Below are 25916 nucleotides of genomic sequence, written 5' to 3'. Positions count from 1 at the left end.
CGGCCACCGCGGAGACCGGAGGGAAGGCGACGTGGGCTCCCGCCCCGGGTGGGGGTCAGTTGTCAGTGAGCGTTTCGCCGTGGCGGAGCCAGGGGCGGGCGAGGGTGATCAGGGCGAGTGCGGCGAGGGCGACGGCGGTGAGCATGATGAGAGCCATGGGTGTGGAGCTGGTTTCGCCGAAGAGGCCGACGAGGGGGGAGGCGAGGGCGCCGAAGAGGAATTGGAGTCCGCCGAGGAGGGCGGAGGCGGCTCCGGGGGCGGTGCGGCCGAGGGCCTGGCCGAGGGTGGTGGCGGCGGGGAAGATCAGTCCGACGCCGAGGAGGGTGACGAAAAGGCTGGCCCAGGTGCCGGCGAGGGTTTCGCCGGCTGTGCCGAGGATGGCCAGCTGGCCGGTCACCCCGAGGCCGCATATGGCGACGCCGGTGGTCAGCATGGTGTTGAGGCTGATCTTCCGGGAGAGCTTGCTGAAGGCGAAGCCCGCGATCAGCATGCCGACGGCGTTGGTGGCGAAGATCAGGGAGTAGGCCGTGGACGAGACGCCGTGCAGGTGCTCGAAGACGAAGCTGGAGCCGCTGATGTAGGCGAACAGTGCGGCCGAGGTGAGGCCGAGGACGAGTACGTAGCCCATGAACGCGCGCCGGCGGCACAGGCCGCCCATGGCGCGGAATGTGTTCGCCAGCCCCTGTGACTGCCGGTTCTGCGGGGGCAGGGTCTCGGGGACCTTGGCCAGCACTGCCACGGTGAGCAGGGCACCGGTCAGGGCGAGGGCGACGAAGATGCCGCGCCAGGCGGTCACGCTGAGGATGGCGCCGCCGAGGACGGGGGCGGCCACGGGGGCGATGCCCAGGACCTGGGCGAGCAGGGCGAAGTAGCGGGGGACCTCGGGGCCGTCGAAGCGGTCGGTGAGGACGGCGCGGGCGAGGACCATGCCGGTGGCGGCCGCGACGCCCTGGAGCAGGCGCAGGATCAGAAGCGTCTGGACGTTCGGCGCGAGGGCACAGGCCAGGGACAGGGCGGCGAAGGCGGCGGTGCCGCCGATGAGGAGTCTGCGCCGGCCCATTGCGTCGCTGAGGGGGCCGATGACCAGCTGGCCGGCCACCAGGCCTGCGAGGAAGGCGGTCATGGTCAGCTGGATCGCCGAGCTGTTTGCGTGCAGGGCGGCTCCCATGGCGGGGAAGCCGGGCACGTACATGTCGGTGGCCAGCGGTGCCACGGCGCTGAGGGCGCCGAGGACGGCGATCAGGGCGGCGCTGCGGCCTGCGGGGGCGGCCGTGCGGGGGGTGCTGTTCGTGGTTCGGGTCGGGGATACCATGAGAAAAACCGTAACCAATACATAACTGGTTAAGCAATTGGAGGTCCGGTGCACGCGCACTCGGGCAGGGTCCGCGGCCAGTGGGCGGCGAACAACCCTGGGCTGGACACGTCCTCGATGGAGATCGTCACGCTCATCAAGCGGTGCGCGTCGTTGCTGGACCGCGCGGTGGAGCCGCTCGTCGAGGGCGCCCCGCTGACGTTGCAGGAGCTGGATTTCCTGGTGCCGCTGCGTTACGAGGAGGAGCCGGTGATCGCGCGCCGGCTCGCCGAGGACCTGGGGCTGACCCAGGCGGCGGTGAGCAAGGCGCTGGCGAAGCTGGAGCGGCGGGGGCTGATCGAGCGTGCCCCCAATCCGGCCGACCGGCGTGCGTCGCTGGTGACCATCACCGAGGAGGGCAAGCGCCTGATGGACTCGCTCTTCCCCCGGCGCCTGACGGTGGAGGCCGAGATGTTCCACGCGCTGGGCGGCGCCCGCGCCGAGGTGCTCGAGGCACTGGAGCGTCTCGCCGAGGTGATGGGCGATCACGTCGAGAAGACGGCCGGCGACCGCCGGCGCTGAAGGACCGCCCGCGCCCTCACCACGCGGTGCGGGGCTGCCCGCCGGCCGTACGCGCAGCCGGCAGGCGGCGATGTTCGGATGTTCAGCCGAAGAGCGCCTCGGTGTTGGCGCGCAGGGCCTTGGCCATGCCGTCCTCACCGAGGGCGGTGGTGGCCGCTTCGAGACGTCCGGCCCAGGCGAGGACTTCCGGCAGCGGGGTGAAGGGCCAGTCGCTGCCGTAGTGGAGACGGGCCGGGTCGGCGACGTTCAGCAGGGCCGGCAGCATTTCGGGCAGGGGCATGCCCGCCAGGTCGAAGTGGAGGGTGCGCAGGGCGTTGCGCATCGGCTGCTGGTGTTCCTTGCCGGCCGTGCGCGCGCCGATGACGTCGACGCGCGAGGCGACGGCGGGCAGAACGGCACCGGCGTGCGGGACGATCACACGGAGGCCGGGGTGACGCTCCAGTACACCGGAGAGCACCATGTCGGTCACCGTCCGGGTGGTGTCGAAGAGAAACTCCAGCATGGGCCGCGGGTACGGCAGGGCCGGGGCATGCCCGGTACAGGGGGCGGCGGGGCTGGTGGGGTGCAGGAACAACACGGCGTTACGGCGGCCGAGTTCGGCGTAGACCGGCTCCAACCGCTCGTTACCCAGGTAGAGGCCGTCGAAGTTGGTCTCGAAGACCACGCCGTCGGCGCCGAGCTCGTCGAAGGCGTACGCGATCTCCGCCAGGGCTCCGTCGATGTCGGGCAGCGGCGTCGAGGCGAAGAACCCGAACCGGCCCGGGTGGGCACGCGCGAGCCGCGCGGCCTCCTCGTTGACCCGCCGGGCCAGAACACGGGCCGCGGCCGCGTCACCGAAGTGAACTCCGGGGGAGGAGATCGACAGATACGCCTTGGCGATCCCGGCCTCGTCGAGCATCCGGAGGGCGGAGGTCTCGTCCCAGCCGGGGATGCCCCAGATGCCGTCGGGACGGGAGTGCCCGTTGTCGATCAGCGCCTGGCGGTAGAAGTCGGGCAGGAAGTGGTGATGGACGTCGATCTTCGTCACGTGGTCACGCTCCTTCGCCCTCGAAGACGACTCGGCCGCTTCGGATCACCTGGTGGACACGGCCGATGGCGGTGATGTCCTGGGCCGGGTTGCCGGAGACGATCAGCAGGTCGGCGATCTTGCCCGGCTCGACGGTGCCCAGGCGGTCGGCGATGCCGAGCAGCTCGGCATTGTTCTTCGTCGCCATGGACAGGGCTGCGGGGGCCGGGATGCCCTGGTCGTGGACCATCATCACCAGCTCGTCGCGCAGCTTCCAGCCGTGCAGCCCCGGGGAGTGCGCGTCCGAGCCGACCCCGAGCCGCACGCCCGCCTCGTAGGCGCGGTGGACCAGGTGGTTGCCGTAGCGCAGGGTGCGGGCGTCCCCGTCGGCGGTCGCCTCGAACTGGTGGGCCACCATGGTGGGGACGAGGTAGGTTCCGCGGTCGGCCATGAGGGCGAACAGCGCCTCGGCGGCGGCCTCGTCCTGCGGCTCCTCCGCGCGCAGCACCAGGTGCTCGATGTCGTCGACACCGCGCTCGACCGCCGTCCTGGCGTCCTCGACGGTCTCGGTGTGGGCGGCGACCCGCAGCCCGCGGGCGTGGGCGGCATCGGCGATGGCCTCGGTGAGGTGCCAGGGCATCTTCAGTTCCGGGCGGGCCGGGCCGAAGATCGCGTTGTTCGAAATGATGATCTTGACGAGGTCGACGCCCGCGGCGGCGAGCTCGTCGACCATGCGCTCCGCTTCTTCGGCCGTCTTCGGCATGCGGGCGCCTTCCCGTACGGCTGCCGGCTCGCTGCCCCAGACAGTGGCGTTGGGGTGCCCGCCCTCGACCTGGAAGCTCGGCCCGCTGGTCACGACCCGGGCCCCGGCCAGGGTGCCGTTCTCGATGCCGTCCCGCACGGCGATGCTGTCGTGGAGGAAGTCGCCCAGGCTGCGCTGGGTGGTGACCCCGTACCGCAAGGCCCCTTCCCGAGCGGCGGCGTAGTCGTCGGTGGCGGCCCGGCCACCGAACGGCGGCGTGCTCCGAAAGCCCAGTCCCCCCAGATGCACATGGGCGTCGATCAGCCCCGGAAGGACCGCCTTGCCCTCCAGGTCGACCACCCTCGCGTGGGGAGGGACCAGTGCGCCGGTTCCGATGGCGACGATCCGGCCGCCGGAGACGAGGACGGTCGCGCCGTCGACCGCGGGCCCGCCGGTGCCGTCGATCAGCAGGGCATTGGTGAGCGCGAGGCTCGGTTCGTGCTGGTTCATGCCATCGAGTCTTCCGTCGGACCAGTCATAAAGGAAATCAATGATCTATATGGGTTTATCAGTCTTGTTGATAGTCTTGAGGTGTGGCCCGTCCTGATCTGAACCTGCTCGTCGCCCTGCAGGCCCTGCTCGAGGAGCGGCACGTCAGCCGCGCGGCCGAGCGGATCGGGGTCAGCCAGCCGGCGGCCAGCGCCATGCTCGCGCGCCTGCGCCGGCACTTCGGCGACGACCTGCTCGTACGCGAGGGCAACCGCTACCGCCTCACCCCGCTCGCGCAGCAGCTGCGGGAACAGACCGGCAGCGTCCTGCAGCTCTCCGACCGGCTCTTCACCACCAAAGCCCACTTCGACCCCGCCACCACCGAGCGGGAGTTCACTCTCCACGTCTCCGACTACGCCATGGCCGTCCTCGGCCCCCGGCTCCTGACCGCCTTCCAGGAGCGGGCTCCGCACGCCCGGCTGCGGTTCCGCCAGTTCGGCACCCCCGAAGCCATGCACGACGAAGCCGGCGCCTCCGCGGCGGACGGGCTGATCGCGCCCCGGGACAGCGGCGTGAGCGGACTGCCGAACCTGGCTCTCTTCGCCGACGAGTGGGTCGTCATCGCCGACCAGCACCACCCCCTCACCCTCGCCGCACCCGGTGCGGATGACATCGGTGGACTGCGGTGGGTGCTGGGGCAGTTCGAGCCGCGCGACTCCCGCTTCATGCTGCACCGCCTCGCCGAAAGCGGCCTCCAGCTGAAGCCCGAAGCCGTCACCGACAGCTTCCTGGCCCTGCCCCTGTACGTGGCCGGCACCGACCGCGTCGCCGTCATCCAGCAACGCCTGACCAGGGCCGTACCCCTCCCGCCAACCCTGCGCGTACTCCCCTGCCCCTTCGACGCCGGGCCCATCAACGAGGCCCTGTGGTGGCACCCCGTCCACACCCACGACACCGGCCACCGCTGGTTCCGCACCCTCATCCACGACACCGCCCGCCAACTCGAAGCGAAAGAGCCCCTCGTCGGCAAGGCCGTCACCTAAAGACCTCAGCCGGCCAACGCGCACGCTGTGAGCACGGCGACCGGCCGGGTGTTATCAGGCTGCGGGCTGGTGTCAGCCCTTGGGCATGAAGGGGGCCGCGTAGCGGTCGCCGAAGGCGCCGTTCGGCAGGATCTCCTTGATCCGGGCGAGGTCCTGGCCGGTGAGCGTGACGCCGGTGGCGCCGACGTTCTCCGCCAGACGCTCTGGGCTGCGCGTGCCGGGAATGGGGACGATGTCGTCGCCCTGCGCGAGCAGCCAGGCAAGGGCGAGCTGGGCGGTGGTGATGCCCTTCGAAGCGGCCAACTCGGTGAGGGCGGCGACGGCTTGGGCGTTGGCGTCGAAGTTCTCGCCCTGCCAGCGCGGGTCGAGGCGGCGCCAGTCGTCCGCGGTGTACTGGTCGGCCGGCTTCATCGCCCCGGTGAGGAAGCCGCGGCCCAGCGGGGCATAGGGCACGAACCCGATCCCGAGCTCGCGCACGACCGGCAGGACGGTGTCCTCGACGTGCCGCTCGAAGACGGAGTACTCGGTCTGCAGGACCGAGACCGGCTGCACGGCGTGGGCGCGGCGGATGCTGTCGGGGCCGGCCTCGGACAGACCCAAGTAGCGGACCTTGCCCGCCTCGATCAGCTCCTTCACCGTCCCGGCGACCTCCTCGATCGGCACGTCCGGGTCGACGCGGTGCTGGTAGAGGACGTCGATGTGATCGGTGCCGAGGTAGCGCAGGCTGTTGTCGGCGACCTTTCGGATGTTGTCGGGCCGGCTGTTGAGACCGCCGGGGTTGGCGAGGTCGTAGCCGAACTTGGTGGCCAGCACCACCTCGTCGCGGAAGCCCTTGACGGCCTCACCGAGCAGCCGCTCGTTCGATCCGGTGCCGCCACCGTAGACCTCGGCGGTGTCGAACAGGGTCACCCCCAGGTCGAACGCACGGCGGATGGTGGCGAGGTTCTCCTCGCGATTGCTGGGGCCGTAGAACATCGTCATCCCCATCGTGCCCAGCCCCAGGGCGGAGGTGGTCAGGCCCTGGCGGCCGAGGACGCGCTTGTGCATGGTCATCTGTGGTGCCTTCCGGATGTCTTCGTCGATGGACGCGATGGCGTCGGGCAGTGGTCAGTGGGAGGGGTAGCGGACCTGGGTGAGCTGCTCGGAGACCGACCACAGTCGACGGGCGACGTCCAGGTCCTGGGCGGCCTTGTCGGGCTGGACGACGGTGGGGTGGCCCCGGTACTCGCCGAAGCCGTCCGGGCCGAGGAACTGGCCGCCCTGCACCCCGGGTGCGGTGGCCGCATAGAGCTGGTTCCAGGCGCCCTTCTCGACGGGCTGGGCCATCAGCGGATTGGCGATCTTGGAGAAGAAGAACCGCAGGAAGCCGGTCGGGCCGCTGGACTGCAGGTTGGTGCTGGCGTAGCCCGGATGGGCCAGGACGCTCGTCACCGTCGATCCGGCTGCGCGCAGCCGCCGGTCGAGTTCCAGGCCGAACAGGGTGTTGGCGAGCTTGGACTGGGAGTAGTAGGCGCGCGGGGTGTAGCCGCGTTCGCCGTGCAGGTCGTCGAAGAGGATGGTGCCGCCGCGGTGCTCGACGGAGCTGACCGTCACCACGCGGGCGTCGCGGCCCTGGGCGGCGGACTGCTCCAGCCGACCCAGCAGCAGGCCGGTGAGTGCGAAGTGGCCGAGGTGGTTGGTGGCGAACTGCAGCTCGTAGCCCTGTCGCGTGAGCCGGTGCGGGGGCCACATGACGCCCGCGTTGTTCACCAGGACGTCCACCGGCAGGCCGTCGTCGAGGATCTTCTGTGCGAAGGCGGTCACCGAGTCCAGGTCGGACAGGTCCAGCAGGCGCAGCTCGACGCTCGCCCCCGGCTGCTCGGCCAGGAGCCGCTCCACGGCGGCGGTGCCGCGGCTACGGTCCCGCGCGGTCATCACGACGTGGGCGCCGTGGCGGGCCAGCTCGCGGGCCGTCTGGAAACCCAGACCGCTGTTGGCCCCGGTCACGACAGCCGTGCGGCCCTTCTGGTCGGGGATGCGGGCGCTGGTCCACTTGGCCATGGGATGAAGCTCCTCAGCAGTGCTCGACGGCTGCAAAGCACCGTCTACGTGCGAAAACACCGGCCCGGGAGGGGGTCTCCCAGCGGCTGTCTCCCAGCCTGCTGCAGGCACGAAGAGGTATCCACGGTGCGTTTATCGTCGGTCCGGCAGTACGTGGATAACCGGAGGCGGACATATCAAGCTGGTCATGTCAGCGACTGCGAGCCGGCCCCGCCCCGATCCGCTCGCAGTGCCCGCCGTACCGCCAGGGAGCACCGAAGATGACCGACCGCCGAGAGCTGGGCCGCTTCCTGCGCGCCCGCCGCGAGGCCCTGCGCCCCGCCGACGTCGGCCTCATCCCCGGCGGACGGCGCCGCACCCCCGGCCTGCGCCGCGAGGAAGTGGCCATGCTGGCGAACATCTCCACCGACTACTACGAACGCCTCGAACAGGCACGCGGAGTCAACCCCTCCGAAGCCCTGATCGGCGCCCTCGCCCGCGCCCTGCGCCTGTCCACCGACGAACGCGACCACCTCTACGCCGTCGCCGGCTACCAGCCTCCACAACACCACTCCGCCGACGGCTACGCCGACCCCGGGCTGATGCACATCGTCGACGCCCTCACCGACACCCCCGCGCAGATCGTCGACGAGCTCGGCACGGTGATCGTGCAGAACGCCGCGGCCGTCGCCCTGCTGGGACCGCTGGCCAACCGTCCGGGCCGGGAGGGCAACGGCGCCTGGCTCTGGTTCACCCACCCCAGCGGCCGCGGTCTGTACCCGCAGGAGGACCACGCGTCACTCGGCCGCGTCATCGTCGCCGACCTGCGCGCGGCCGTCTTCCGCCACGGCCCCCACCCAGCCGGCGAGCAACTCGTCAACGACCTGCTCGAGCGCAGCGAGGAGTTCTCCGCCCTCTGGGAACTGGGCGAGGTCGCCGCCGTCCGCTCCGCCCGCAAGACCCTCCTCCACCCGCACGTCGGCCGCCTCGACCTGCAATGCGACGTCGTCCTGAGCCCCAGCACCGGCAACCGACTCTTCCTCTACCGGCCCCAGCCCGGCACCGACGCCGCCGAACGCCTGGAATTCCTCCGCGTCCTCGGCCACCAGACCTTCACCACCTGACACCACCCGCCCAACCCAGCCCGCCCAGGCCCCCGGACGTGCGCCGACGGGTGCCGGAATGCGCCCAAGGCGGCGGTTCGGACTCCTTCGCACCACGAGCGGGAGCGTCCGTCAGCCTCGGCGACCGCCACCCGACCCGCCCTTGATCACCTGAGCAGGAGGATCCCGTGTCACAACCGCTGCCACAGGAGCCCGACCACCGGCACGAGAGCGCAGAAGATGCCGCGCACATCATGCGCGGCATCACTCGCCGGATGACCCCGCCGGTCGGAGCAGCCTTCACCAGTCACCTGCTCTACACCCTGGGCCTGATGCGGATCGTCGGCGAGGCTGAGGGGGCAGCCGCCGTCGACCGCGCCGGCACCGGAAAGATCCACCGCAGCGGACAAGCCCGCGCCGACGACACGATCGCCTACTTCCAGCACTGGGTCCGGCACGGTGCGGCAAGCCCGCAGGCCGCCGCCTCGATCGACCGGGTCCAGCGCATGCACGTCCACTACGCCCGCAGCTACCCCTTCTCCCACGAAACGTACGTTCACGGCATCGCACTGTTCACTCTTCTGTCCGACGAGATCCTCACCCTCGCCGACATCAACGCCTTCACCGACAGGGAGAAAGCCGCTCAGGTCCAGCACTGGCGCGCCATCGGCGCCCGTATGAACATCCGCGACCTGCCCACCACCTGGACCGGCATGCAGCAGGCCCTCCGCGACTACGAACAATCCCCCCAGTGGTACCGCCCAACCCCCGCCGGACGACGCAGCGCCGCAGCCCTCATCCACCAGTTCAACCACCGCTGGTTCCCCCGCCCCCTGCACCGGCTCGGCCGCGCCGTCCTGCTCTCCCTCCACCACGACCACGTCCTTGCCGCCATCGGGCAGGACCCACCGCCCGCCTACCTGGTCCGCCTGACCCGCCGTGCGCTCCGCATCGCGTACTCAGCACAGATACGGGTCGCAACCCGTTGACGAAGGCCATGCAGCATCACCCGGTGTCCGCGCAACGTCACAGTTGCTTGCTGTCCATCCTGACGGTAGATCGTGCACGGGTGAATCCGAACTCTTCAACCAAGAGGGCTGACGCTCATGCCGGGCATCCCCCTTCGAGATGTTGACGGCCGGCCCCACCAGCGATGCAGGCACGCGAGCGAGGCTGAGGTTCTCCGACCCTGTCGGTGAACCTCAGCCCCGAGCACGCTCAGTGACCGCTACCCGAGCACTGAAATCTTTCGTGCGGTCACTGCAGAACCTACTGAAAACAATCGTGCGCTACTGAAGTCTTTCCTGCCGTCCTACACCCGGGCGAGCTCGCGGAGCGCGACGTTGAGCTTGAGGACGTTGACGCGCTCCTCGCCCATGAAGCCGAGGATACGGCCGTCGGTGTGCTCGTCGACGAGCTTGCGGACCTGGTCGGCCGGGAGGTGGTTGGCCTTGGCGACCCGCTCCGCCTGGAGGCGTGCGTAGGCCGGGGAGATGTCGGGGTCGAGGCCGGAGCCGGAGGCGGTGAGCGCGTCCGTCGGGACCGCCGCCGGGGAGACGCCGTTGAAGGCGGCGACGTCGGCGCGGCGCTGCTGGACGCTGTCCAGCAGGACCTTGCTGTCGGCGGCGAGGTTGGAGGCGCCGGACACCACGAGCTTGTACTGCGTGTTCTCGGTGTTGGGCCCGGCCGCCGAGGGGCGGCCCTGGAAGAACTTCGGGTCGGGCAGCGGGTTGCCGGCCTTGTCCTTCTCGTCGAGGGTGTAGGACTGGCCGAGCCGCTCGGAGCCCACCGACTTGCCGTTCACCTTGATCTCGGAGCCGTTGGCCTTGTCGTGGAAGGCCGCCTGGGCGATGCCGGTGACGACGAGGGGGTAGATCACCCCGCAGATGACCGTGAGGACGAGCAGGGCCCGCAGGCCCGCGCCGGCCAGCCGGGCCGTGCCGCGTACGGAGTTGTTCATGGTGTGGTCACCCGATGCCAGGGATGAGGGAGATGAGCAGGTCGATGATCTTGATGCCGATGAACGGGGCGATCAGGCCGCCCAGTCCGTAGACGGTGAGGTTGCGCCGGAGCATGCTGTCCGCGCTCATCGGCCGGTAGCGCACGCCCTTGAGGGCGAGCGGCACCAGGGCCACGATGACCAGCGCGTTGAAGATGACGGCCGACAGGATCGCGGTCTGCGGACTGTGCAGGCTCATGACGTTGAGCTTGTCCAGGCCCGGGTAGGCCACCGCGAACATCGCGGGGATGATCGCGAAGTACTTCGCGACGTCGTTGGCGATCGAGAAGGTGGTCAGCGCGCCGCGCGTGATCAGGAGCTGCTTGCCGATCTCGACGATCTCGATGAGCTTGGTGGGGTTGGAATCCAGGTCCACCATGTTCCCGGCCTCCTTGGCGGCCGAGGTGCCGGTGTTCATGGCCACACCCACGTCCGCCTGGGCCAGCGCGGGGGCGTCGTTGGTGCCGTCGCCCGTCATCGCGACGAGCTTGCCACCGGCCTGCTCGCGCTTGATGAGCGCCATCTTGTCCTCGGGGGTGGCCTCCGCGAGGAAGTCGTCGACACCCGCCTCCTCGGCGATGGCCTTGGCCGTCAGCGGGTTGTCGCCCGTGATCATGACGGTCTTGATGCCCATCGCGCGCAGCTCGTCGAACCGCTCGCGCATGCCCTCCTTGACGACGTCCTTGAGGTGGATGACGCCCAGGACGCGGGCGCCCTTGTCGTCCTCCACCGCGACCAGCAGCGGCGTGCCGCCGGCCTGCGAGATGTCGTCCGTCAGCTTGGTCGCGTCCTCGGCGACCGTGCCGCCCTGCTCCTTCACCCAGGCGACGACCGAACCGGTCGCGCCCTTGCGGACCTTGCGGCTGCTGCCCGCCTCGGTCACGTTCACACCCGACATGCGGGTCTGCGCCGTGAAGGGGATCCACTCCGCCCCGACGAGCTCGCCCTCGTGCCGCTCGCGCAGGCCGTACTTCTCCTTGGCGAGGACGACGATCGAGCGGCCCTCGGGTGTCTCGTCGGCCAGCGAGGAGAGCTGGGCGGCGTCCGCCACCTCGGCGGCCATGGTGCCCTTGACGGGGACGAACTCGGCGGCCTGGCGGTTGCCGTAGGTGATGGTGCCGGTCTTGTCGAGCAGCAGCGTGGAGATGTCACCGGCCGCCTCGACCGCGCGCCCGGACATCGCCAGCACATTGCGCTGCACCAGTCGGTCCATGCCCGCGATGCCGATGGCGGAGAGCAGCGCGCCGATGGTGGTCGGGATCAGGCAGACCACCAGGGCCGCGAGCACGATCATCGACTGCTCGGCGTGGGCGTAGATCGCGAACGGCTGGAGCGTGACGACGGCCAGCAAGAAGACGATCGTGAGCGAGGCCAGCAGGATGTTCAGCGCGATCTCGTTCGGCGTCTTCTGCCGCGCCGCGCCCTCGACCAGGTTGATCATCCGGTCGATGAAGGTCTCGCCCGGCTTCGTCATGATCTTCACGACGATGCGGTCGGAGAGCACCTTCGTGCCGCCGGTGACGGCCGAGCGGTCGCCGCCGGACTCGCGGATGACCGGCGCCGACTCGCCCGTGATCGCGGACTCGTCGACGCTCGCGACACCTTCGACGACATCGCCGTCGCCGGGGATGATGTCTCCGGCCTCGCAGACGACGAGGTCTCCCACGCGCAGGTCGGTGCCGGGCACCGACTCCTCCGTGCCGCCGGTCAGCCGGCGCGCGACGGTGTCGGTCTTGGCCTTGCGCAGGGTGTCCGCCTGCGCCTTGCCGCGCCCCTCGGCGACGGCCTCGGCGAGGTTGGCGAAGATGACGGTCAGCCACAGCCAGATGGTGATCGCCCAGCCGAACCAGGCGCCCGGGTCCTTGAGCGCCAGCCCGGTGGTGACCACCGAGCCGACCTCGACCACGAACATCACCGGGGACTTCACCATCACCCGGGGGTCGAGCTTGCGGAACGCGTCCGGCAGCGACTTCAGCAGCTGCGCCGGGTCGAAGAGACCGCCGGAGACGCGGCCGGCCTCCTCGGAGCCGTGCGGACGCTCCTCCCCGGGCCCTTCGGGGGCGGTACGGACAGGGGTGGTCGTGCTCATGAGAGTCCCTCCGCCATCGGGCCAAGGGCCAGTGCCGGGAAGTAGGTCAAGCCGGTGATGATCAGGATCGCGCCCACGAGGAGGCCGGCGAAGAGCGGCTTCTCGGTGCGCAGGGTGCCCGCGGTCTCGGGCACGGGCGTCTGCTCGGCCAGCGAGCCGGCCAGCGCCAGGACGAAGACCATCGGCAGGAAGCGCCCGAGGAGCATCGCGAGGCCGATCGTGGTGTTGTACCACTGCGTGTTGGCGTTCAGGCCGCCGAAGGCCGAGCCGTTGTTGTTGGCGCCGGAGGTGAAGGCGTAGAGGACCTCCGAGAAGCCGTGCGCCCCGCTGCCGTCCACGGAGTTGCCCGCGACGTTGAGCATCGAGTGCGGCGGCGTCGCCAGCGCCATGGACAGGGCCGTGAAGCCCAGCACCAGCGTCGGGGTGATGAGGATGTAGCAGGCCGCGAGCTTGATCTCGCGGGTGCCGATCTTCTTCCCGAGGTACTCGGGCGTACGGCCGACCATCAGGCCCGCGATGAAGACCGCGATGATCGCCATGACGAGCATGCCGTAGAGGCCGGAGCCGACGCCGCCGGGCGCGATCTCGCCGAGCATCATGCCGAGCAGCGCGATGCCGCCGCCGAAGCCGGTGAAGGACGAGTGGAAGCCGTCCACCGCGCCGGTCGAGGTCAGGGTGGTGGAGGTCGCGAAGATCGACGTACTGCCGATGCCGAAGCGCTGCTCCTTGCCCTCCAGCGCGCCGCCCGCGGCCTGGAGTGCCGCGCCGCCGTGGTGGAACTCGGTCCACATCATCAGCGCGGTGAAGCCGAGCCAGATCAGGCCCATGGTGGCGAGGATCGCGTAGCCCTGCTTGACGTTGCCCACGAGCTTGCCGAAGGTGCGCGTCAGCGAGAAGGGGATGACGAGGATCAGGAAGATCTCGAAGAGGTTGGTGAAGGCATTGGGGTTCTCGAACGGGTGGGCGGAGTTGGCGTTGAAGTAGCCACCGCCGTTGGTGCCGAGCTCCTTGATGGCCTCCTGCGAGGCCACGGCGCCGCCGTTGACCTGCTGGGTGCCGCCGGCGAGCTGCCCGATGTCGTGGATGCCCGCGAAGTTCTGGATCGCGCCGCAGGCGACGAGCACGACCGCGGCGATCACGGAGACCGGGAGCAGGATGCGGACCGTGCCGCGCACCAGGTCGGACCAGAAGTTGCCCAGCTCGCCGGTGCGGGAGCGGGCGAAGCCCCGTACGAGCGCGACGGCGACGGCCATGCCGACGGCGGCCGAGACGAAGTTCTGGACGGCGAGGCCGAGGGTCTGGACGGCGTGGCCCATGGCCTGCTCGCCCGAGTACGACTGCCAGTTGGTGTTGGCGACGAACGAGGCGGCGGTGTTGAACGCCTGGTCCGGGCTGATCGCGGTGAAGCCGAGGGAGAGCGAGTGCGGCAGGACGCCCTGGATCCGCTGGATCAGGTACAGGAAGAGCAGGCTCGCCGCGGAGAAGGCGAGGATGCCGCGCAGGTAGGCGGGCCAGCGCATCTCGGCGTCGGGGTTGGCGCCGATCGAGCGGTAGATCCACTTCTCGACGCGCAGGTGCTTCTCGGAGCTGTAGGCACGGGCCATGTAGTCGCCCAGCGGGCGGTGGACCAGCGCCAGCGCCGCGACGAGCGCGGTGAGCTGGAGGACTCCGGAAAGGACGGGGCTCATATCTTTGCTAGAACCTCTCCGGGAAAACGAGGGCGAGGATCAGGTAGCCCAGCAGGGCGACGGCCACGACCAGGCCGACGATGTTCTCGACGGTCACAGCTTCGTCACCCCCTTGGCGACGAGAGCCACCAGCGCGAAGACCGCGATCGTGGTGACGACGAAGGCCACGTCGGCCATCGTGTGCTCCTAGAGAGTTCGGATATGAACGGACTCCCAAAGCAAACCTCTGTTGTCACGGTGCGAGCGCCCCGTTGACGCCTCTCATACGGCCATTAGCGCCCCCTTGACGGATTCCATACGCGCACCGCCCTGACCTGCTAAAACGCCGCTGGGCCGCAACCCCGAATCGGGGTTGCGGCCCAGCGGAACGGCGTAATCCAGCCGTTTGACGAGCGGTTTTCAGCGCACCTCGGAGATCTCCGGGCCGCGCTCCAGGCGGTCCACACCGCCGGCGAAGCGCGAGGCGCCGTCCTCGTCCTGCTGCTGGAGGCCCTCGGCGACCATCTGCGCGTCGTCCGGCAGCTTCAGCACGATCGGGTCGCGGGGCGCCATCGGGGACTCGCCGCGCACGACGACGGTGTCCTGGAAGATCTGCTCCAGCAGCCCGGCGGTCTGCGGCTGCACCGCACCCTGGCCCGAGATGACACCGCGCAGGAACCAGCGCGGGCCGTCACAGCCCACGAAGCGGACGAGCTGGACGCCCTGGGTGCCGTCCGGCAGCGCGACCGGCACCTGGGCCCGCAGCTCCCAGCCCAGCGGGCCCTGGACCTCGTCCACGACGCCGCCCTGCTGGGTGATGCCGGAGGCGATCTCCTCCCGCACCTCGTGCCAGATGCCCTCGCGCTTGGGGGCGGCGAACGCCTGGAGCTGCACGGCGCTGTCGCGCAGCACCACCGTCGCGGCGACGATGGCGTCACCGGCGACCTCGACCCTCAGCTCCATGCCCTCGACCCCGGGCACGAACAGTCCGCCCAGGTCCACGCGGCCCTCCGCGGGGTCGCGGACCTCGGAGAGGTCCCACGGCCCGTCGGGGCGCGGCTCCGGCTCCAGCCGGAGCCGGCTCTCGGCCGCGATGTCCTCTGCGGACGCGTTGGAGAGGGAGTCCTCAGCCAACTCCTCGGAGGTCACGTCGTCGACCTGGTCGACGGCGTCCTCCCCGCGCTTGCGGCGACGACCGAACACGTCACTGTCCTTCCCGGTCGCTTGCGACCGAAGCGAATCCATACCCCACGGCAGCGTGGCCACCGGTGGACCCGAAGCCCCCTTCGGCCCGTGCCGAGCCTGGAAGCTCCGCCACCTCGTGGAAGCGGACCTTCTCGACCTGCTGGACAACCAATTGGGCGATCCGGTCGAACCTCTCGAACCGCACGGTCTCGCGCGGGTCCAGATTGACCACAATCACCTTGATCTCTCCACGGTACCCGGCATCGATGGTCCCCGGGGCATTCACCATGGAGACCCCGCACCTGGCTGCGAGACCCGAACGCGGGTGCACGAAGGCGGCGTAACCGTCGGGCAGCGCGATGGCGACCCCGGTGGGCAGCACCAGCCGCTCCCCCGGCGCCAGCTCGGCGGCCTCGGTGGTGACCAGGTCGCAGCCGGCGTCGCCGGGGTGGCCGTAGGAGGGGACGGGCACCTCCGGGTCGACCCTGCGGATCAGCACATCCAGCGGCATACGGCTCACGGGTTCACCTCAAAAGCTCGCGCGACCTTCACCTGGTCGGGGTCGGCCAGGGCGGCCTGGATCTCGGTGGCCCGGCCGTTCTCGATGAAGTGGTCGACCTTGACCTCGATGAACACCGCTTCCGCCTGGACCGCGACGGGGCCCTCCGGGCCGCCGATCCGGCCGGTGGCCGTGGCGTAGATCTTACGGCCGTGCACGGCGCGGACCTCGGCCGCCAGGTGCAGCACGGTGTCCACGGGCACGGGCCGTACGTAGTCCGTCTCCAGCCGTCCGGTCACCGCGATCACCCGCAGCAGCCAGCCCAGCGAGCCCAGCGTCTCGTCGAGCGCCGTGGCCAGCACACCGCCGTGCGCGAGGCCGGGGGCGCCCTGGTGCGCCTCCTTGACGCGGAACTCCGCGGTGACGCTCACGCCCTCACCGGCGCGCACCTCGACGTGCAGACCGTGCGGGACGCCTCCGCCGCAGCCGAAGCAGTATTCGTAGTGCGCCCCGATGATCTCCCCGGGCGCGGGCGCGTCCGCGTGCCGCACCGGTGGCTCGGCCCCGGGCGGCAGCTTCGGCGTAGTCGTTCGTCCACTCACAGGGGCTGACCTTACCCGCGGGAGCAGGGCCCGGTCCCGTCCGTGGCAGGCTTGGTCCCATGCAGCCTTACGAAGAACGCCTGACCGCGCCCCGATCCTGGTGGTTCATCGCGGTGCTCATCGGGGTCGCCATGGCGCTGATTCTGCTGCCGCTGGGCACCGTCCCGATGCTGGGCGGGCTCGTCGGCGGAGCGGCGCTGGCGTCCGTCGCGGTCAGCTCCTACGGCTCGGTGCGCATCCGCGTCGTGGGCGACGCCCTCGTCGCCGGTGACGCGCGGATCCCGGTGGCGGCGCTGGGTACGCCGGAGGTCCTGGACGCGGAGGAGGCCCGCGCCTGGCGCACGCACAAGGCCGACACCCGCGCCTTCATGCTGCTGCGCGGCTACGTCCCCACGGCGGTGCGCGTCGAGATCACCGACCCCGCGGACCCCACGCCGTACGTCTACCTCTCCACCCGCTCCCCCGAGCGCCTGGCGGCGGCCCTGGCGGGCGCGCGCGCCTAGGGTGCTCAGGGGGAGCCGGGCTCCGGCAGGAGGGCGTCCCAGGGGACCTGGCGGGTGCGCAGGTCCTTGCGGACCTTCTCGGCGAGCCTCTTGGTGTCGCGGCGGTTCATGACCGCGCCCACGGTCGCGCCGATCATGAACGGCGTGAGGTTGGGCAGATTGCGGAAGGTGCGCTTGAGGACCTGCTGGCGCAGCTCGCGCCGCAGCTGGCCGCCTAGGGCCGCGTTGACGGTCAGGGGCGAGGTGACGTCGATGCCGCGCTCCTCGGCCCACGCCCCGAGATAGGCGACCGCGCGCTGGCGCACGGTGCCGGGGGCCCGCAGGCCGTAGACCTCGTGCAGCTCGGCGATGAGCTTGAACTCCACCGCGGCGACACCGACGATCTCGGCCGCCAGCTCGGCGGGCATCGCCGGCGGGACCGGCAGCATGGCCGCGGCGCCGACGCCGGCGCCCACGGTGGACGTGCCGTGCGCGGCGCCCGCGACCAGTTTGTCCGCGAGCTCCTCCGGGCCGAGGCCCGGGAACTGCTCGCGCAGGGTCGCGAGATCGCGCACCGGGACGCGCGGGGCGTTCGCGATGATCCGGTCGGCCACGGCGGTCAGTCCCGCCCTCGCCCCCCGGCCGCCCTTCCTGGCGCCACGGCCGACAGCCGCGGCGAGCGAGGCCGTGCGGCCCCGCTCGACGTCTGTGCCGGCCCCGGCGGCAGGGGTGATGTCCACGGCGCCGACGGTGACGTCGGCGTCATCGGCACCCTCCTGCCGTGCGGCGTCGCCCTCAGGTCCGGTGGTCGGTTCGGACCGCTGGGAGCGCCGCTTGCGAAACGGGATCGAGCCTGCCACGCAGACCCGCTCCTCACTCGCAGTCGCGGCAGATCGGCTGACCGTTCTTCTCGCGGGCCAGCTGGCTGCGGTGGTGCACGAGGAAGCAGCTCATGCAGGTGAACTCGTCGGCCTGCCGCGGCAGGACCCGGACGGACAGCTCCTCGTTGGAGAGGTCCGCGCCGGGCAGCTCCAGGCCCTCCGCGGCCTCGAAGTCGTCGACGTCGACCGTTGAAGCGGACTTGTCGTTCCGCCGGGCCTTCAGCTCCTCGATGCTGTCCTCATTGACGTCATCGTCGGTCTTGCGTGGGGTGTCGTAATCCGTTGCCATGTCGCTCTCCCCCTCTGGGTGTCTGCGGTGTCTCCAGCGCACGTAACGCGTGAGAGGCCGGACTTGTGCCCGACCCGAGGCGGAGATTTTGCCTCACATCAAGGTCTGTTACTCAATCGACACCCAACCGCACACCTGAAGAGGTGATGGGGATGGATGGCGAACGGGACCGTACACGGTCCGGATGCCGCATGTGGATACGCCATCACGTGTACTTCCCGTGATCAGGACCCCCGGAAACCCCCATTTTCCCGGCGTTCCGTCGGCCCTGATGATCACGGAGAGTGGATGGCCGGAAGTTTGCGCATGTGAGCGATCACACACGCCCCCGGCTGGGGGCGGACCATGAAAATTCCGCCCAAAGCGAACCTTCGGCCGCCCTATTCTCGCAGAAATTCTCAGGTCGGAAGTACCACTCTCATGATCAACCCACCCCCGTCGCGCGGCACGGCGGTGATCCTGCCGCCGTGCGCGCGGGCGACGGAGCGGACGATCGACAGTCCGAGGCCCACACCCTTGTCGCTGCCGGTCCGCTCGGTGCGCAGGCGGCGGAACGGCTCGAAGATGTTGTCCAGCTCGTACGCCGGGACGATGGGGCCGGTGTTCTCCACGACCAGCACCGCCTGGCCCGGCTGGGCCTCGGTGGTGACCTCGACCCAGCCGTCGGCCGCGTTGTAGCGCACGGCGTTCTGCACGAGGTTGAGCGCGATGCGCTCCAGGAGCACGCCGTTGCCCTGCACCACCGCGGGCTGCCGGGTGCCGCGCAGCTCCACGCCCTTGGCCTGGGCCTCCGCGCGCGTCTGGTCGATGGCCTGGGAGGCCACCTCCGCGAGGTCGACGGGCTTGCGGTCCACGATCTCGTTGTCGCTGCGCGCGAGCAGCAGCAGGCCCTCCACGAGCTGCTCACTGCGCTCGTTGGTGGCCAGCAGGGTCTTGCCGAGCTGCTGGAGCTCGGGGGACGCCCCCGGGTCCGAGAGGTGGACCTCCAGCAGGGTGCGGTTGATCGCGAGCGGCGTGCGCAGCTCGTGCGAGGCGTTGGCGACGAAGCGCTGTTGCGCGGTGAACGCCCGCTCCAGCCGGTCGAGCATCTCGTCGAAGGTGTCCGAGAGCTCCTTCAACTCGTCCTCCGGGCCGCCCAGTTCGATCCGCCGGGAGAGGTCCGTGGCGGCGACCCGGCGGGCCGTACGCGTCATCTTGCCGAGCGGCGAGAGGACCCGGCCCGCCATGGCGTAGCCGAAGGCGAAGGCGATCACGGCGAGGCCGAGGAGGGCCAGGAGGGAGCGCTTGAGGAGGCTGTCGAGGGCGAGGGCACGCTGGTGACTCGTGCACGTGCTCAAGATGTTGTTCGCCTCGTCGGCGGTGAGGCCGGGGCGCAGGTCGGGGCACAGGCTGGAGTCGGGCACGGTGACCTGGCTGCCGTTGATCAGCTTGATCAACGGCGCGCTGCCGGAGTCCAGCGCGTGGGCCGCCAGCAGGTAGATGATCGTCAGCAGGAGCACGCCGGCCATCAGGAACATCCCGCCGTAGAGCAGGGTGAGGCGTATCCGGATGGTCGGGCGCAGCCAGGGGAACGGCCGTACGACGGGCTGGCGGGGGTCCCAGCTGGGCTTCGGCGGGGTCTGCGGGGCCGCGGGCGGTGTGGGGGTGCCGGGCATCGGGCGTCAGATCCGGTATCCGGAGCCGGGCACGGTGATGATCACCGCGGGCTCCCCGAGCTTGCGGCGGAGCGTCATGACCGTGACGCGGACGACGTTGGTGAAGGGGTCGGTGTTCTCGTCCCACGCCTTCTCCAGGAGCTGCTCGGCCGAGACGACCGCTCCCTCGCTGCGCATGAGCACCTCCAGCACCGCGAACTCCTTGGGCGCCAGCTGCACCTCCCGGCCCTCGCGGAAGACCTCGCGGCGGTTGGGGTCCAGCTTGATGCCGGCCCGCTCCAGGACGGGCGGCAGCGCCACCGTCGTACGGCGGCCGAGGGCACGCACGCGTGCGGTGAGCTCGCTGAAGGCGAAGGGCTTGGGCAGATAGTCGTCGGCGCCGATCTCCAGGCCCTCCACGCGGTCGCTGACGTCGCCGGAGGCGGTCAGCATCAGGACGCGGGTGGGCATGCCGAGCTCGACGACCTTGCGGCACACGTCGTCGCCGTGGACGAGGGGAAGGTCGCGGTCGAGGACGATGACGTCGTAGTCGTTGACGGCGACGCGCTCGAGCGCGGCCGCTCCGTCGTACACGACGTCGACGGCCATGGCCTCCCGGCGCAATCCGGTGGCGACGGCATCGGCGAGCAGTTGCTCGTCCTCGACGACGAGTACGCGCACGGCGTTGATCCTTCCCTTGGCGCCCTTGGTCAGGGCAGGCATGTCGGTTCTTCGGCGGGTGTGTCCATCCTGCCTCCTACGCCGGTAAACCGGCTGTAAGGGGCGCCGGGGGCGGCCGTGGCAGGACGTGTGGCACCGGCGTGGTTCCGGATTGCCGGGCGGCCGCAGGTTTCCCCGCGGACGGCGATGGGGAAGACGACTGCACACCCGCGATCACGCCCGAGCAGCGGCACGTCACGATCGGCCGCGTCCGAAGGGGCAGGGTGTGATCGTTTCTCCCCCGGTCCCCGCCGGGGGTGACCCCCAGGCACACCCCCGTGCCGCCGAGCCGACCCTGGAGGGGGCGCAGCACTATGGACGCGTTCACCGCTGGCATTCTGCAGCGCATAGAGAGCACCCGGTCCGACCTGGACCAGGCCCGCAGGTCGGGCGACGAATTCCTCGCCGAGGTGGAACAGGCGGCGCTGGAGGACCTGCACCGCCTCGCGGCGGAGCACGGCGTCGAAGTGAGCGCCGCCTGACGGCAGCCGCCACTGGCCGATCCACGCACCGAACGCCCTCGCACCTTGCCGGTGCGGGGGCGTTCCGGTGTCTCCTGGAGTGTCCTGGGGCCTCCTGCGGGGGCTCCGGACCGCAGGCGGCGCGGTCGCCGTCGGCCGTTCCACCGCCGCCCCAGACGCCCCTGGCCTCCGGGGCGCCGCCCGAGCAGGTCGAGTGGAGTCCACCGCGGTTCGGCAGCGCCCTGAAGGGGCACGGGGAGGCGTCGATGTGCGGCACCGCCGCGTGGGCGCGACCGGCCACGACGGCGCCGCGGACGACCGACGGCACCTCACCGTGTTTCCGGCGGAGCGCTCAGTCGTGCCAGGCGCCCAGGTCCTCCAGGCGCCCCTGGAGCCGCTCGAAGAGCGCCGGTGGTGCCGCCACCGTCAGCTCCGTGGACGCCGCCTCGCCGGGCCGGCCGCCGGTGAGGGCGCCCGCCTCGCGGGCGATCAGGGCCCCGGCCGCGTAGTCCCAGGGGTTGAGCCCCCGCTCGTAGTAGCCGTCCAGCCGGCCGCAGGCCACGTCGCACAGGTCGATGGCCGCGGACCCGCCGCGCCGGATGTCGCGGACCTCCGGGAGCAGGCCGCGCAGGACCTCCGCCTGGGCGGCCCGGCGGGCGGTGAGATAGCCGAAGCCGGTGCCGATCAGGGCCTGGTCCAGGGACGGTGCGGGGCGGACGGCGAGCCGCCTGCCGCCCAGGAAGGCACCGCGGCCACGCACCGCGCTGTAGGTCTCGCCCCGGACGGGTGCCGCGACCACGCCGACGACCGCCTCGCCGTCGATCTCGGCGGCTATCGACACGGCCCAGGAGGGCAGCCCGTAGAGATAGTTGACCGTGCCGTCGACCGGGTCGACGACCCAGCGCACCCCGCTGGTGCCCGCGCTGCTGGCGCCCTCCTCGCCGAGCACCCCGTCGGCGGGGCGCCGCTCGGCGAGGAAGCCGGTGATCAGCTTCTCGGCGGCGATGTCCATCTCGGTGACGACGTCGATGGGGCTGGTCTTGGTCGCGGCGACGCCCAGGTCGGCCGGGCGGCCGTCCCTGAGCAGGGCACCGGCCCGCTCCGCGGCCTCCAGGGCCACGGCCAGGAGTTCGTCCTTCAGGGTGTCGCTCACAGTGCTCCTTACGCGTACGGGCTGTCGGCTCCGGCGGCGGCCGGGCGGGGGGCGCGGGCCGGGCAGCAGCCGACGGGACAGAGGTCGTGGGAGGGGCCGAGCGCACCGAGCGCGCAGCGCCGCGGGTCGAGGCCGCGCTCGGTCGCCGCGCGCTCCAGCACCAGCTCGCGGACGGCGGCCGCGAAGCGCGGGTCCGCGCCGACGGTGGCCGCGCGGGCGACCGGCAGGCCGAGCTCGGCGGCCTTGGCGGTGGCCTCGGTGTCGAGGTCGTACTTGACCTCCATGTGGTCCGAGACGAAGCCGATCGGGACCATCACGACCGCCTCGGCGCCCGCGCCGTGCAGGGTCTCCAGGTGGTCGCAGATGTCGGGTTCGAGCCAGGGGACGTGCGGGGCGCCGCTGCGGGACTGGTAGACGAGCCGCCAGGGGTGCTCGACACCGGTCTCCTCGCGGACCGCGTCGGCGACCAGCCGGGCGACCTCGAGGTGCTGGGCGACGTAGGCGCCGCCGTCACCGTGGCCCTCGACGGGCCCGGAGGTGTCCGCCGCCGCCGTGGGGATGGAGTGCGTGGTGAAGGCGAGGTGTGCGCCCGCCCGGACGTCCTCGGGGAGAGCGGCGAGCGCCGCGAGGGTCGCGTCGGCCATGGGCCGGACGAAGCCGGGGTGGTTGAAGTAGTGCCGCAGCTTGTCCACGCGCGGCGGCGTGATCCCCTCGGCCTCCAGGGCGGCCAGGGCGTCGGCGAGATTCTCGCGGTACTGCCGGCAGCCGGAGTACGAGGCGTAGGCGCTGGTGGCGAGCGTCAGTACCCGGCGGTGCCCCGCGGCGGCCATCTCGCGCAGGGTGTCGGTCAGATACGGGGCCCAGTTGCGGTTGCCCCAGTGAACCGGCAGGTCGATGCCGTGGTCGGCGAACTCCTCGCGCAGCGCGGCCAGCAGCTCGCGGTTCTGGTCGTTGATCGGGCTGACGCCGCCGAAGAGGAAGTAGTGCTGCCCGACCTCCTTGAGCCGCTCGCGGGGGATCCCGCGGCCCCGGGTGACGTTCTCCAGGAACGGGACGACGTCGTCCGGGCCTTCGGGGCCGCCGAAGGAGAGCAGCAACAGGGCGTCGTACGGGGCTGTTGCTCGCTGGTCTGCTGGCTGATCCGACATGGTCCGATCCTGCCACCCGCCACTGACAGGCAGGAAATGGCCGTGCACCGCGCACCCGTACGCACGTAAGCTGTATCGGCCACTTACATCCCTTACCGGCACCCTCATCCACTGTCAACCTTCTCGGTTCACCCCCTGATCCCCTGGCGGCTCCCTTGCCCAGTCCTTACCGCGAAATATTCGCCGCCCCCGGCTCCAGAAGCTTCTCCGCCGCCGGGTTCCTCGGCCGGATGCCGCTGTCGATGATGGGTATCGGCATCGTGACGATGGTGTCCCAGCTGACCGGCCGGTACGGGCTGGCGGGCGCGCTCTCCGCGACCCTGGCCATCTCGGCGGCCGTCGTCGGCCCACAGATATCCCGGCTCGTCGACCGGCACGGGCAGCGCCGGGTGCTGCGCCCGGCGACGCTGGTCTGCGTGGTCGCCGTCGCGGGGCTGCTGCTCAGCGCGCAGCAGCGCTGGCCCGACTGGACGCTCTTCGTCTTCGCGGCCGCCGCGGGCTGCGTGCCCAGCGTGGGCTCGATGGTGCGGGCCCGCTGGGCGGCGATCCACAGCGGCAGCCGCGAGCTGCACACCGCGTACTCCTTCGAGTCCGTGGTCGACGAGGTGTGCTTCATCTTCGGCCCGATCCTCTCGATCGGCCTGTCCACGGCGTGGTTCCCCGAGGCGGGCCCGCTGCTGGCCGCCGTGTTCCTGGCCGTGGGCGTCCTCTGGCTGACCGCGCAGCGCTCCACCGAGCCCGTGCCGCACCCCCGCGAGCAGCACCACGGCGGCTCGGCGCTGCGCTCCCCCGGGCTCCAGGTGCTGGTGGTGACGTTCGTGGCCACGGGCGCGATCTTCGGGACGATCGACGTGGTGACCGTCGCCTTCGCCGAGGAGCAGGGCCACAAGGCGGCGGCGAGCCTGGTGCTCTCGGTCTACGCGCTGGGCTCCTGCCTGGCCGGCGTCGTCTTCGGACTGCTGCGCCTCAAGGGCGAGCCGGCCCGCCGCTGGCTGCTGGGCGTCTGCGCGATGGCCGTGAGTATGATCCCCCTCCAACTGGTCGGGAGCCTGCCGCTCCTGGCCGTGGCGCTCTTCGTCGCGGGCCTGTTCATCGCGCCGACCATGGTGACGACGATGGCCCTCGTCGAACAGCACGTACCGCGCGCGAAGCTGACCGAGGGCATGACCTGGACGAGCACCGGGCTCGCGGTCGGGGTGGCGCTGGGTTCGTCGGCCGCCGGCTGGGTCGTCGACGACGCCGGGGCGAGGGCGGGGTACGTGGTGTGCGTGGTGGCGGGTGCGCTCTCGGCCGCGGTGGCGTTCCTCGGCTACCGCCGGCTCCGCACGCCGGCGCCGCAGCGGCCGGGGGGACCCGCGCCGCAGGCAAGGGGAGGGTCCGACGCACATGACGAGAACGACCGGAACCAAGAGCAGTACGACGGCCGGGACAAGGGGCGCGTGGCGTAACTGGGCGGGGAACGTCACCGCCCGCCCCGCGCGGACCGTGGCACCGGCGAGCACCGCGGAGCTCGCCGAGGCGGTGGCACGGGCCGCCTCGGACGGCCTGAAGGTCAAGGCGGCCGGCACCGGCCACTCCTTCACCGCGGTGGCCGCCACGGAAGGACTGCTGATCCGCCCGGAGCGGCTGACCGGGCTGCGGGCGGTCGACCGGGCGGCGGGGACCGTGACCGTGGCCGCCGGGACCACGCTCCGGCAGCTGAACACGGCGCTGTCCGCGCACGGCCTGTCGCTGGCCAACATGGGCGACATCATGGAGCAGACCGCCTCGGGCGCGGTCAGCACCGGCACCCACGGCACGGGCCGCGACTCCGCCTCGCTCGCCGCCCAGGTGCGGGGCCTGGAGCTGGTGACGGCGGACGGCTCGGTGCTCACCTGCTCACCGCGTGAGCACCCGGAGGTCTTCACGGCTGCCCGGCTGGGTCTCGGCGCGCTGGGGGTGATCACCGCGATCACCTTCGCGGTGGAGCCGGAGTTCCTCCTGCGGGCCCGGGAGGAGCCGATGACCTTCGACCGGGTCACCACGGGGTTCGATCAGCTCGTCGCCGAGAACGAGCACTTCGAGTTCTACTGGTTCCCCCACACGCCCCACTGCACCACCAAACGCAACAACCGCAGCGCGGGCCCCGCAGCACCGCCCGGCCGCGCCGCCGCCTGGGTCGAGGACGAGCTGATAGCCAACGGCCTCTTCCAGGCCGTGTGCTCCGTGGGCCGCGCCGCGCCCGCCGCGGTCCCCGGCATCGCCCGGCTCGCCGGCCGCGCCCTGTCGGCCCGCACGTACACCGACGTCGCCTACAAGGTCTTCACCAGCCCCCGGCGGGTCCGCTTCCTGGAGATGGAGTACGCCCTGCCGCGCGGGGCCGCCGTTGCGGCGCTGCGCGAGCTGCGCGCGACGATCGAGCGCTCCCGGCTGCGGATCAGCTTCCCCGTGGAGGTACGCACCGCTCCGGCGGACGACATTCCGCTGTCGACGGCGTACGGGCGGGACACGGCCTATGTGGCCGTGCACATGTACCGCGGCACGCCGCACCACGCGTATTTCGCGCTGGCGGAGCGGATCATGACGGCGCACGGCGGGCGCCCGCACTGGGGCAAGCTGCACAGCCGCGACGCGGCGTATCTGGCCGGGGTCTATCCGCTCTTCGGGGAGTTCACCGCGCTGCGCGACCGGCTGGACCCGGAGGGTGTGTTCGGCAACGCGTATCTGCGGCGCGTCCTGGGCTGAGGCTTCCGGCGCGGACGCGGGGGGGGGGGGGGGGGGGGGGGGGGGGGGGGGGGGGGGGGGGGGGGGGGGGGGGGGGGGGGGGGGGGGGGGGGGGGGGGGGGGGGGGGG

General features: G+C 71.3%; 26 protein-coding genes. 8 read left to right on the top strand and 18 right to left on the bottom strand.

Features of this window, described 5'->3' with window-relative positions; genetic code table 11:
* Nucleotides 1-55: 55 nt before the first annotated feature.
* Nucleotides 56-1312, bottom strand: coding sequence for a multidrug effflux MFS transporter (locus ACZ4A5_RS15525; RefSeq protein ID WP_467583018.1), 1257 nt, complete (start codon nucleotides 1310-1312; stop codon nucleotides 56-58).
* Between the two features lie 48 nt (nucleotides 1313-1360).
* On the opposite strand from ACZ4A5_RS15525, the gene ACZ4A5_RS15520 reads away from it, so the two are divergent.
* On the top strand, nucleotides 1361-1873 hold the full coding sequence (locus ACZ4A5_RS15520; protein WP_256790147.1) for a MarR family winged helix-turn-helix transcriptional regulator: 513 nt from the start codon (nucleotides 1361-1363) through the stop codon (nucleotides 1871-1873).
* A gap of 82 nt (nucleotides 1874-1955) precedes the next feature.
* Here the strand turns inward: ACZ4A5_RS15520 and ACZ4A5_RS15515 are convergent, their stop codons facing one another.
* Nucleotides 1956-2900, bottom strand: coding sequence for an amidohydrolase family protein (locus ACZ4A5_RS15515; protein ID WP_467583016.1), 945 nt, complete (start codon nucleotides 2898-2900; stop codon nucleotides 1956-1958).
* Nucleotides 2901-2904: 4 nt separating this feature from the next.
* Entirely contained in the window at nucleotides 2905-4131 is a 1227-nt protein-coding gene (locus ACZ4A5_RS15510) for an amidohydrolase family protein (RefSeq protein ID WP_467583013.1), read from the bottom strand.
* Nucleotides 4132-4214: 83 nt separating this feature from the next.
* On the opposite strand from ACZ4A5_RS15510, the gene ACZ4A5_RS15505 reads away from it, so the two are divergent.
* A complete protein-coding gene (locus tag ACZ4A5_RS15505; protein ID WP_467583010.1) occupies nucleotides 4215-5153 on the top strand; it encodes a LysR family transcriptional regulator in 939 nt (312 codons plus the stop codon).
* Nucleotides 5154-5225: 72 nt separating this feature from the next.
* Here ACZ4A5_RS15505 and ACZ4A5_RS15500 read toward each other — a convergent pair whose 3' ends face one another.
* Nucleotides 5226-6206 (bottom strand): aldo/keto reductase, encoded by a 981-nt coding sequence (locus tag ACZ4A5_RS15500; RefSeq protein ID WP_467583007.1) that lies wholly within the window; start codon nucleotides 6204-6206, stop codon nucleotides 5226-5228.
* A 54-nt stretch (nucleotides 6207-6260) separates the two neighbouring features.
* Nucleotides 6261-7193 carry an oxidoreductase gene (locus ACZ4A5_RS15495; RefSeq protein WP_467583004.1) on the bottom strand — a complete coding sequence of 311 codons (933 nt, stop codon included), beginning with the start codon at nucleotides 7191-7193 and terminating at the stop codon, nucleotides 6261-6263.
* Between the two features lie 260 nt (nucleotides 7194-7453).
* On the opposite strand from ACZ4A5_RS15495, the gene ACZ4A5_RS15490 reads away from it, so the two are divergent.
* On the top strand, nucleotides 7454-8296 hold the full coding sequence (locus ACZ4A5_RS15490) for a helix-turn-helix transcriptional regulator (protein ID WP_467583001.1): 843 nt from the start codon (nucleotides 7454-7456) through the stop codon (nucleotides 8294-8296).
* 167 nt (nucleotides 8297-8463) lie between these two features.
* On the top strand, nucleotides 8464-9264 hold the full coding sequence (locus ACZ4A5_RS15485) for an oxygenase MpaB family protein (protein WP_467582999.1): 801 nt from the start codon (nucleotides 8464-8466) through the stop codon (nucleotides 9262-9264).
* 323 nt (nucleotides 9265-9587) lie between these two features.
* Here the strand turns inward: ACZ4A5_RS15485 and kdpC are convergent, their stop codons facing one another.
* From kdpC to ACZ4A5_RS15450, 7 genes are all read right to left on the bottom strand, one after another.
* Nucleotides 9588-10235, bottom strand: a complete 648-nt coding sequence (gene kdpC / locus ACZ4A5_RS15480) for a potassium-transporting ATPase subunit KdpC (protein WP_467582996.1) — start codon at nucleotides 10233-10235, stop codon at nucleotides 9588-9590.
* 7 nt (nucleotides 10236-10242) lie between these two features.
* On the bottom strand, nucleotides 10243-12363 hold the full coding sequence (kdpB, locus tag ACZ4A5_RS15475; protein ID WP_467582994.1) for a potassium-transporting ATPase subunit KdpB: 2121 nt from the start codon (nucleotides 12361-12363) through the stop codon (nucleotides 10243-10245).
* Nucleotides 12360-14051 carry a potassium-transporting ATPase subunit KdpA gene (gene kdpA, locus ACZ4A5_RS15470; protein ID WP_467582991.1) on the bottom strand — a complete coding sequence of 564 codons (1692 nt, stop codon included), beginning with the start codon at nucleotides 14049-14051 and terminating at the stop codon, nucleotides 12360-12362. The genes kdpB and kdpA overlap by 4 nt, the downstream gene beginning before the upstream one ends.
* Nucleotides 14052-14058: 7 nt before the next feature.
* On the bottom strand, nucleotides 14059-14148 hold the full coding sequence (gene kdpF / locus ACZ4A5_RS15465; RefSeq protein ID WP_116214304.1) for a K(+)-transporting ATPase subunit F: 90 nt from the start codon (nucleotides 14146-14148) through the stop codon (nucleotides 14059-14061).
* Nucleotides 14149-14450: 302 nt separating this feature from the next.
* Nucleotides 14451-15233: a DUF3710 domain-containing protein gene (locus ACZ4A5_RS15460; RefSeq protein ID WP_467582988.1), complete on the bottom strand. Its 783-nt coding sequence runs from the start codon at nucleotides 15231-15233 to the stop codon at nucleotides 14451-14453.
* Nucleotide 15234: 1 nt separating this feature from the next.
* A complete protein-coding gene (gene dut, locus ACZ4A5_RS15455) occupies nucleotides 15235-15735 on the bottom strand; it encodes a dUTP diphosphatase (RefSeq protein WP_467582985.1) in 501 nt (166 codons plus the stop codon).
* Nucleotides 15732-16316 (bottom strand): PaaI family thioesterase, encoded by a 585-nt coding sequence (locus ACZ4A5_RS15450; RefSeq protein WP_398873411.1) that lies wholly within the window; start codon nucleotides 16314-16316, stop codon nucleotides 15732-15734. Before ACZ4A5_RS15450 ends, dut begins: the two co-directional genes overlap by 4 nt.
* Nucleotides 16317-16375: 59 nt before the next feature.
* On the opposite strand from ACZ4A5_RS15450, the gene ACZ4A5_RS15445 reads away from it, so the two are divergent.
* Complete coding sequence (locus tag ACZ4A5_RS15445) at nucleotides 16376-16819, top strand: DUF3093 domain-containing protein (RefSeq protein ID WP_467582983.1); 444 nt, start codon at nucleotides 16376-16378, stop codon at nucleotides 16817-16819.
* Between the two features lie 5 nt (nucleotides 16820-16824).
* On the opposite strand, the gene ACZ4A5_RS15440 is transcribed toward ACZ4A5_RS15445, so the two are convergent.
* The 4 genes from ACZ4A5_RS15440 to ACZ4A5_RS15425 form a co-directional block, all read right to left on the bottom strand.
* Nucleotides 16825-17658: a hypothetical protein gene (locus ACZ4A5_RS15440; protein ID WP_467582981.1), complete on the bottom strand. Its 834-nt coding sequence runs from the start codon at nucleotides 17656-17658 to the stop codon at nucleotides 16825-16827.
* Nucleotides 17659-17671: 13 nt separating this feature from the next.
* The gene (locus ACZ4A5_RS15435; protein WP_116214298.1) at nucleotides 17672-17968 is read right to left on the bottom strand and encodes a DUF4193 domain-containing protein; all 297 of its coding nucleotides are present in this window, start codon (nucleotides 17966-17968) and stop codon (nucleotides 17672-17674) included.
* 398 nt (nucleotides 17969-18366) lie between these two features.
* On the bottom strand, nucleotides 18367-19623 hold the full coding sequence (locus ACZ4A5_RS15430; protein ID WP_467582978.1) for a sensor histidine kinase: 1257 nt from the start codon (nucleotides 19621-19623) through the stop codon (nucleotides 18367-18369).
* 6 nt (nucleotides 19624-19629) lie between these two features.
* Nucleotides 19630-20283 carry a response regulator transcription factor gene (locus tag ACZ4A5_RS15425; RefSeq protein ID WP_398873549.1) on the bottom strand — a complete coding sequence of 218 codons (654 nt, stop codon included), beginning with the start codon at nucleotides 20281-20283 and terminating at the stop codon, nucleotides 19630-19632.
* A 353-nt stretch (nucleotides 20284-20636) separates the two neighbouring features.
* Between ACZ4A5_RS15425 and ACZ4A5_RS15420 the strand changes: the two genes are divergently transcribed.
* A complete protein-coding gene (locus ACZ4A5_RS15420) occupies nucleotides 20637-20804 on the top strand; it encodes a hypothetical protein (RefSeq protein WP_366005867.1) in 168 nt (55 codons plus the stop codon).
* A 331-nt stretch (nucleotides 20805-21135) separates the two neighbouring features.
* Here the strand turns inward: ACZ4A5_RS15420 and ACZ4A5_RS15415 are convergent, their stop codons facing one another.
* Together ACZ4A5_RS15415 and ACZ4A5_RS15410 are read right to left on the bottom strand one after the other, a co-directional pair.
* Nucleotides 21136-21936: an inositol monophosphatase family protein gene (locus ACZ4A5_RS15415; RefSeq protein WP_467582975.1), complete on the bottom strand. Its 801-nt coding sequence runs from the start codon at nucleotides 21934-21936 to the stop codon at nucleotides 21136-21138.
* 8 nt (nucleotides 21937-21944) lie between these two features.
* Complete coding sequence (locus tag ACZ4A5_RS15410) at nucleotides 21945-23084, bottom strand: ferrochelatase (protein ID WP_467582973.1); 1140 nt, start codon at nucleotides 23082-23084, stop codon at nucleotides 21945-21947.
* A 155-nt stretch (nucleotides 23085-23239) separates the two neighbouring features.
* On the opposite strand from ACZ4A5_RS15410, the gene ACZ4A5_RS15405 reads away from it, so the two are divergent.
* Both ACZ4A5_RS15405 and ACZ4A5_RS15400 read left to right on the top strand, forming a co-directional pair.
* Nucleotides 23240-24532 (top strand): MFS transporter, encoded by a 1293-nt coding sequence (locus ACZ4A5_RS15405; protein ID WP_467582970.1) that lies wholly within the window; start codon nucleotides 23240-23242, stop codon nucleotides 24530-24532.
* Entirely contained in the window at nucleotides 24471-25808 is a 1338-nt protein-coding gene (locus ACZ4A5_RS15400; RefSeq protein WP_467582967.1) for a D-arabinono-1,4-lactone oxidase, read from the top strand. Before ACZ4A5_RS15405 ends, ACZ4A5_RS15400 begins: the two co-directional genes overlap by 62 nt.
* Nucleotides 25809-25916 lie beyond the last annotated feature (108 nt).

The sequence above is a fragment of the Streptomyces sp. NPDC025618 genome (genome assembly GCF_055558795.1).
Note: the sequence above shows the minus strand (reverse complement) of the source record. Positions and strands in the feature narration are given on the sequence as shown.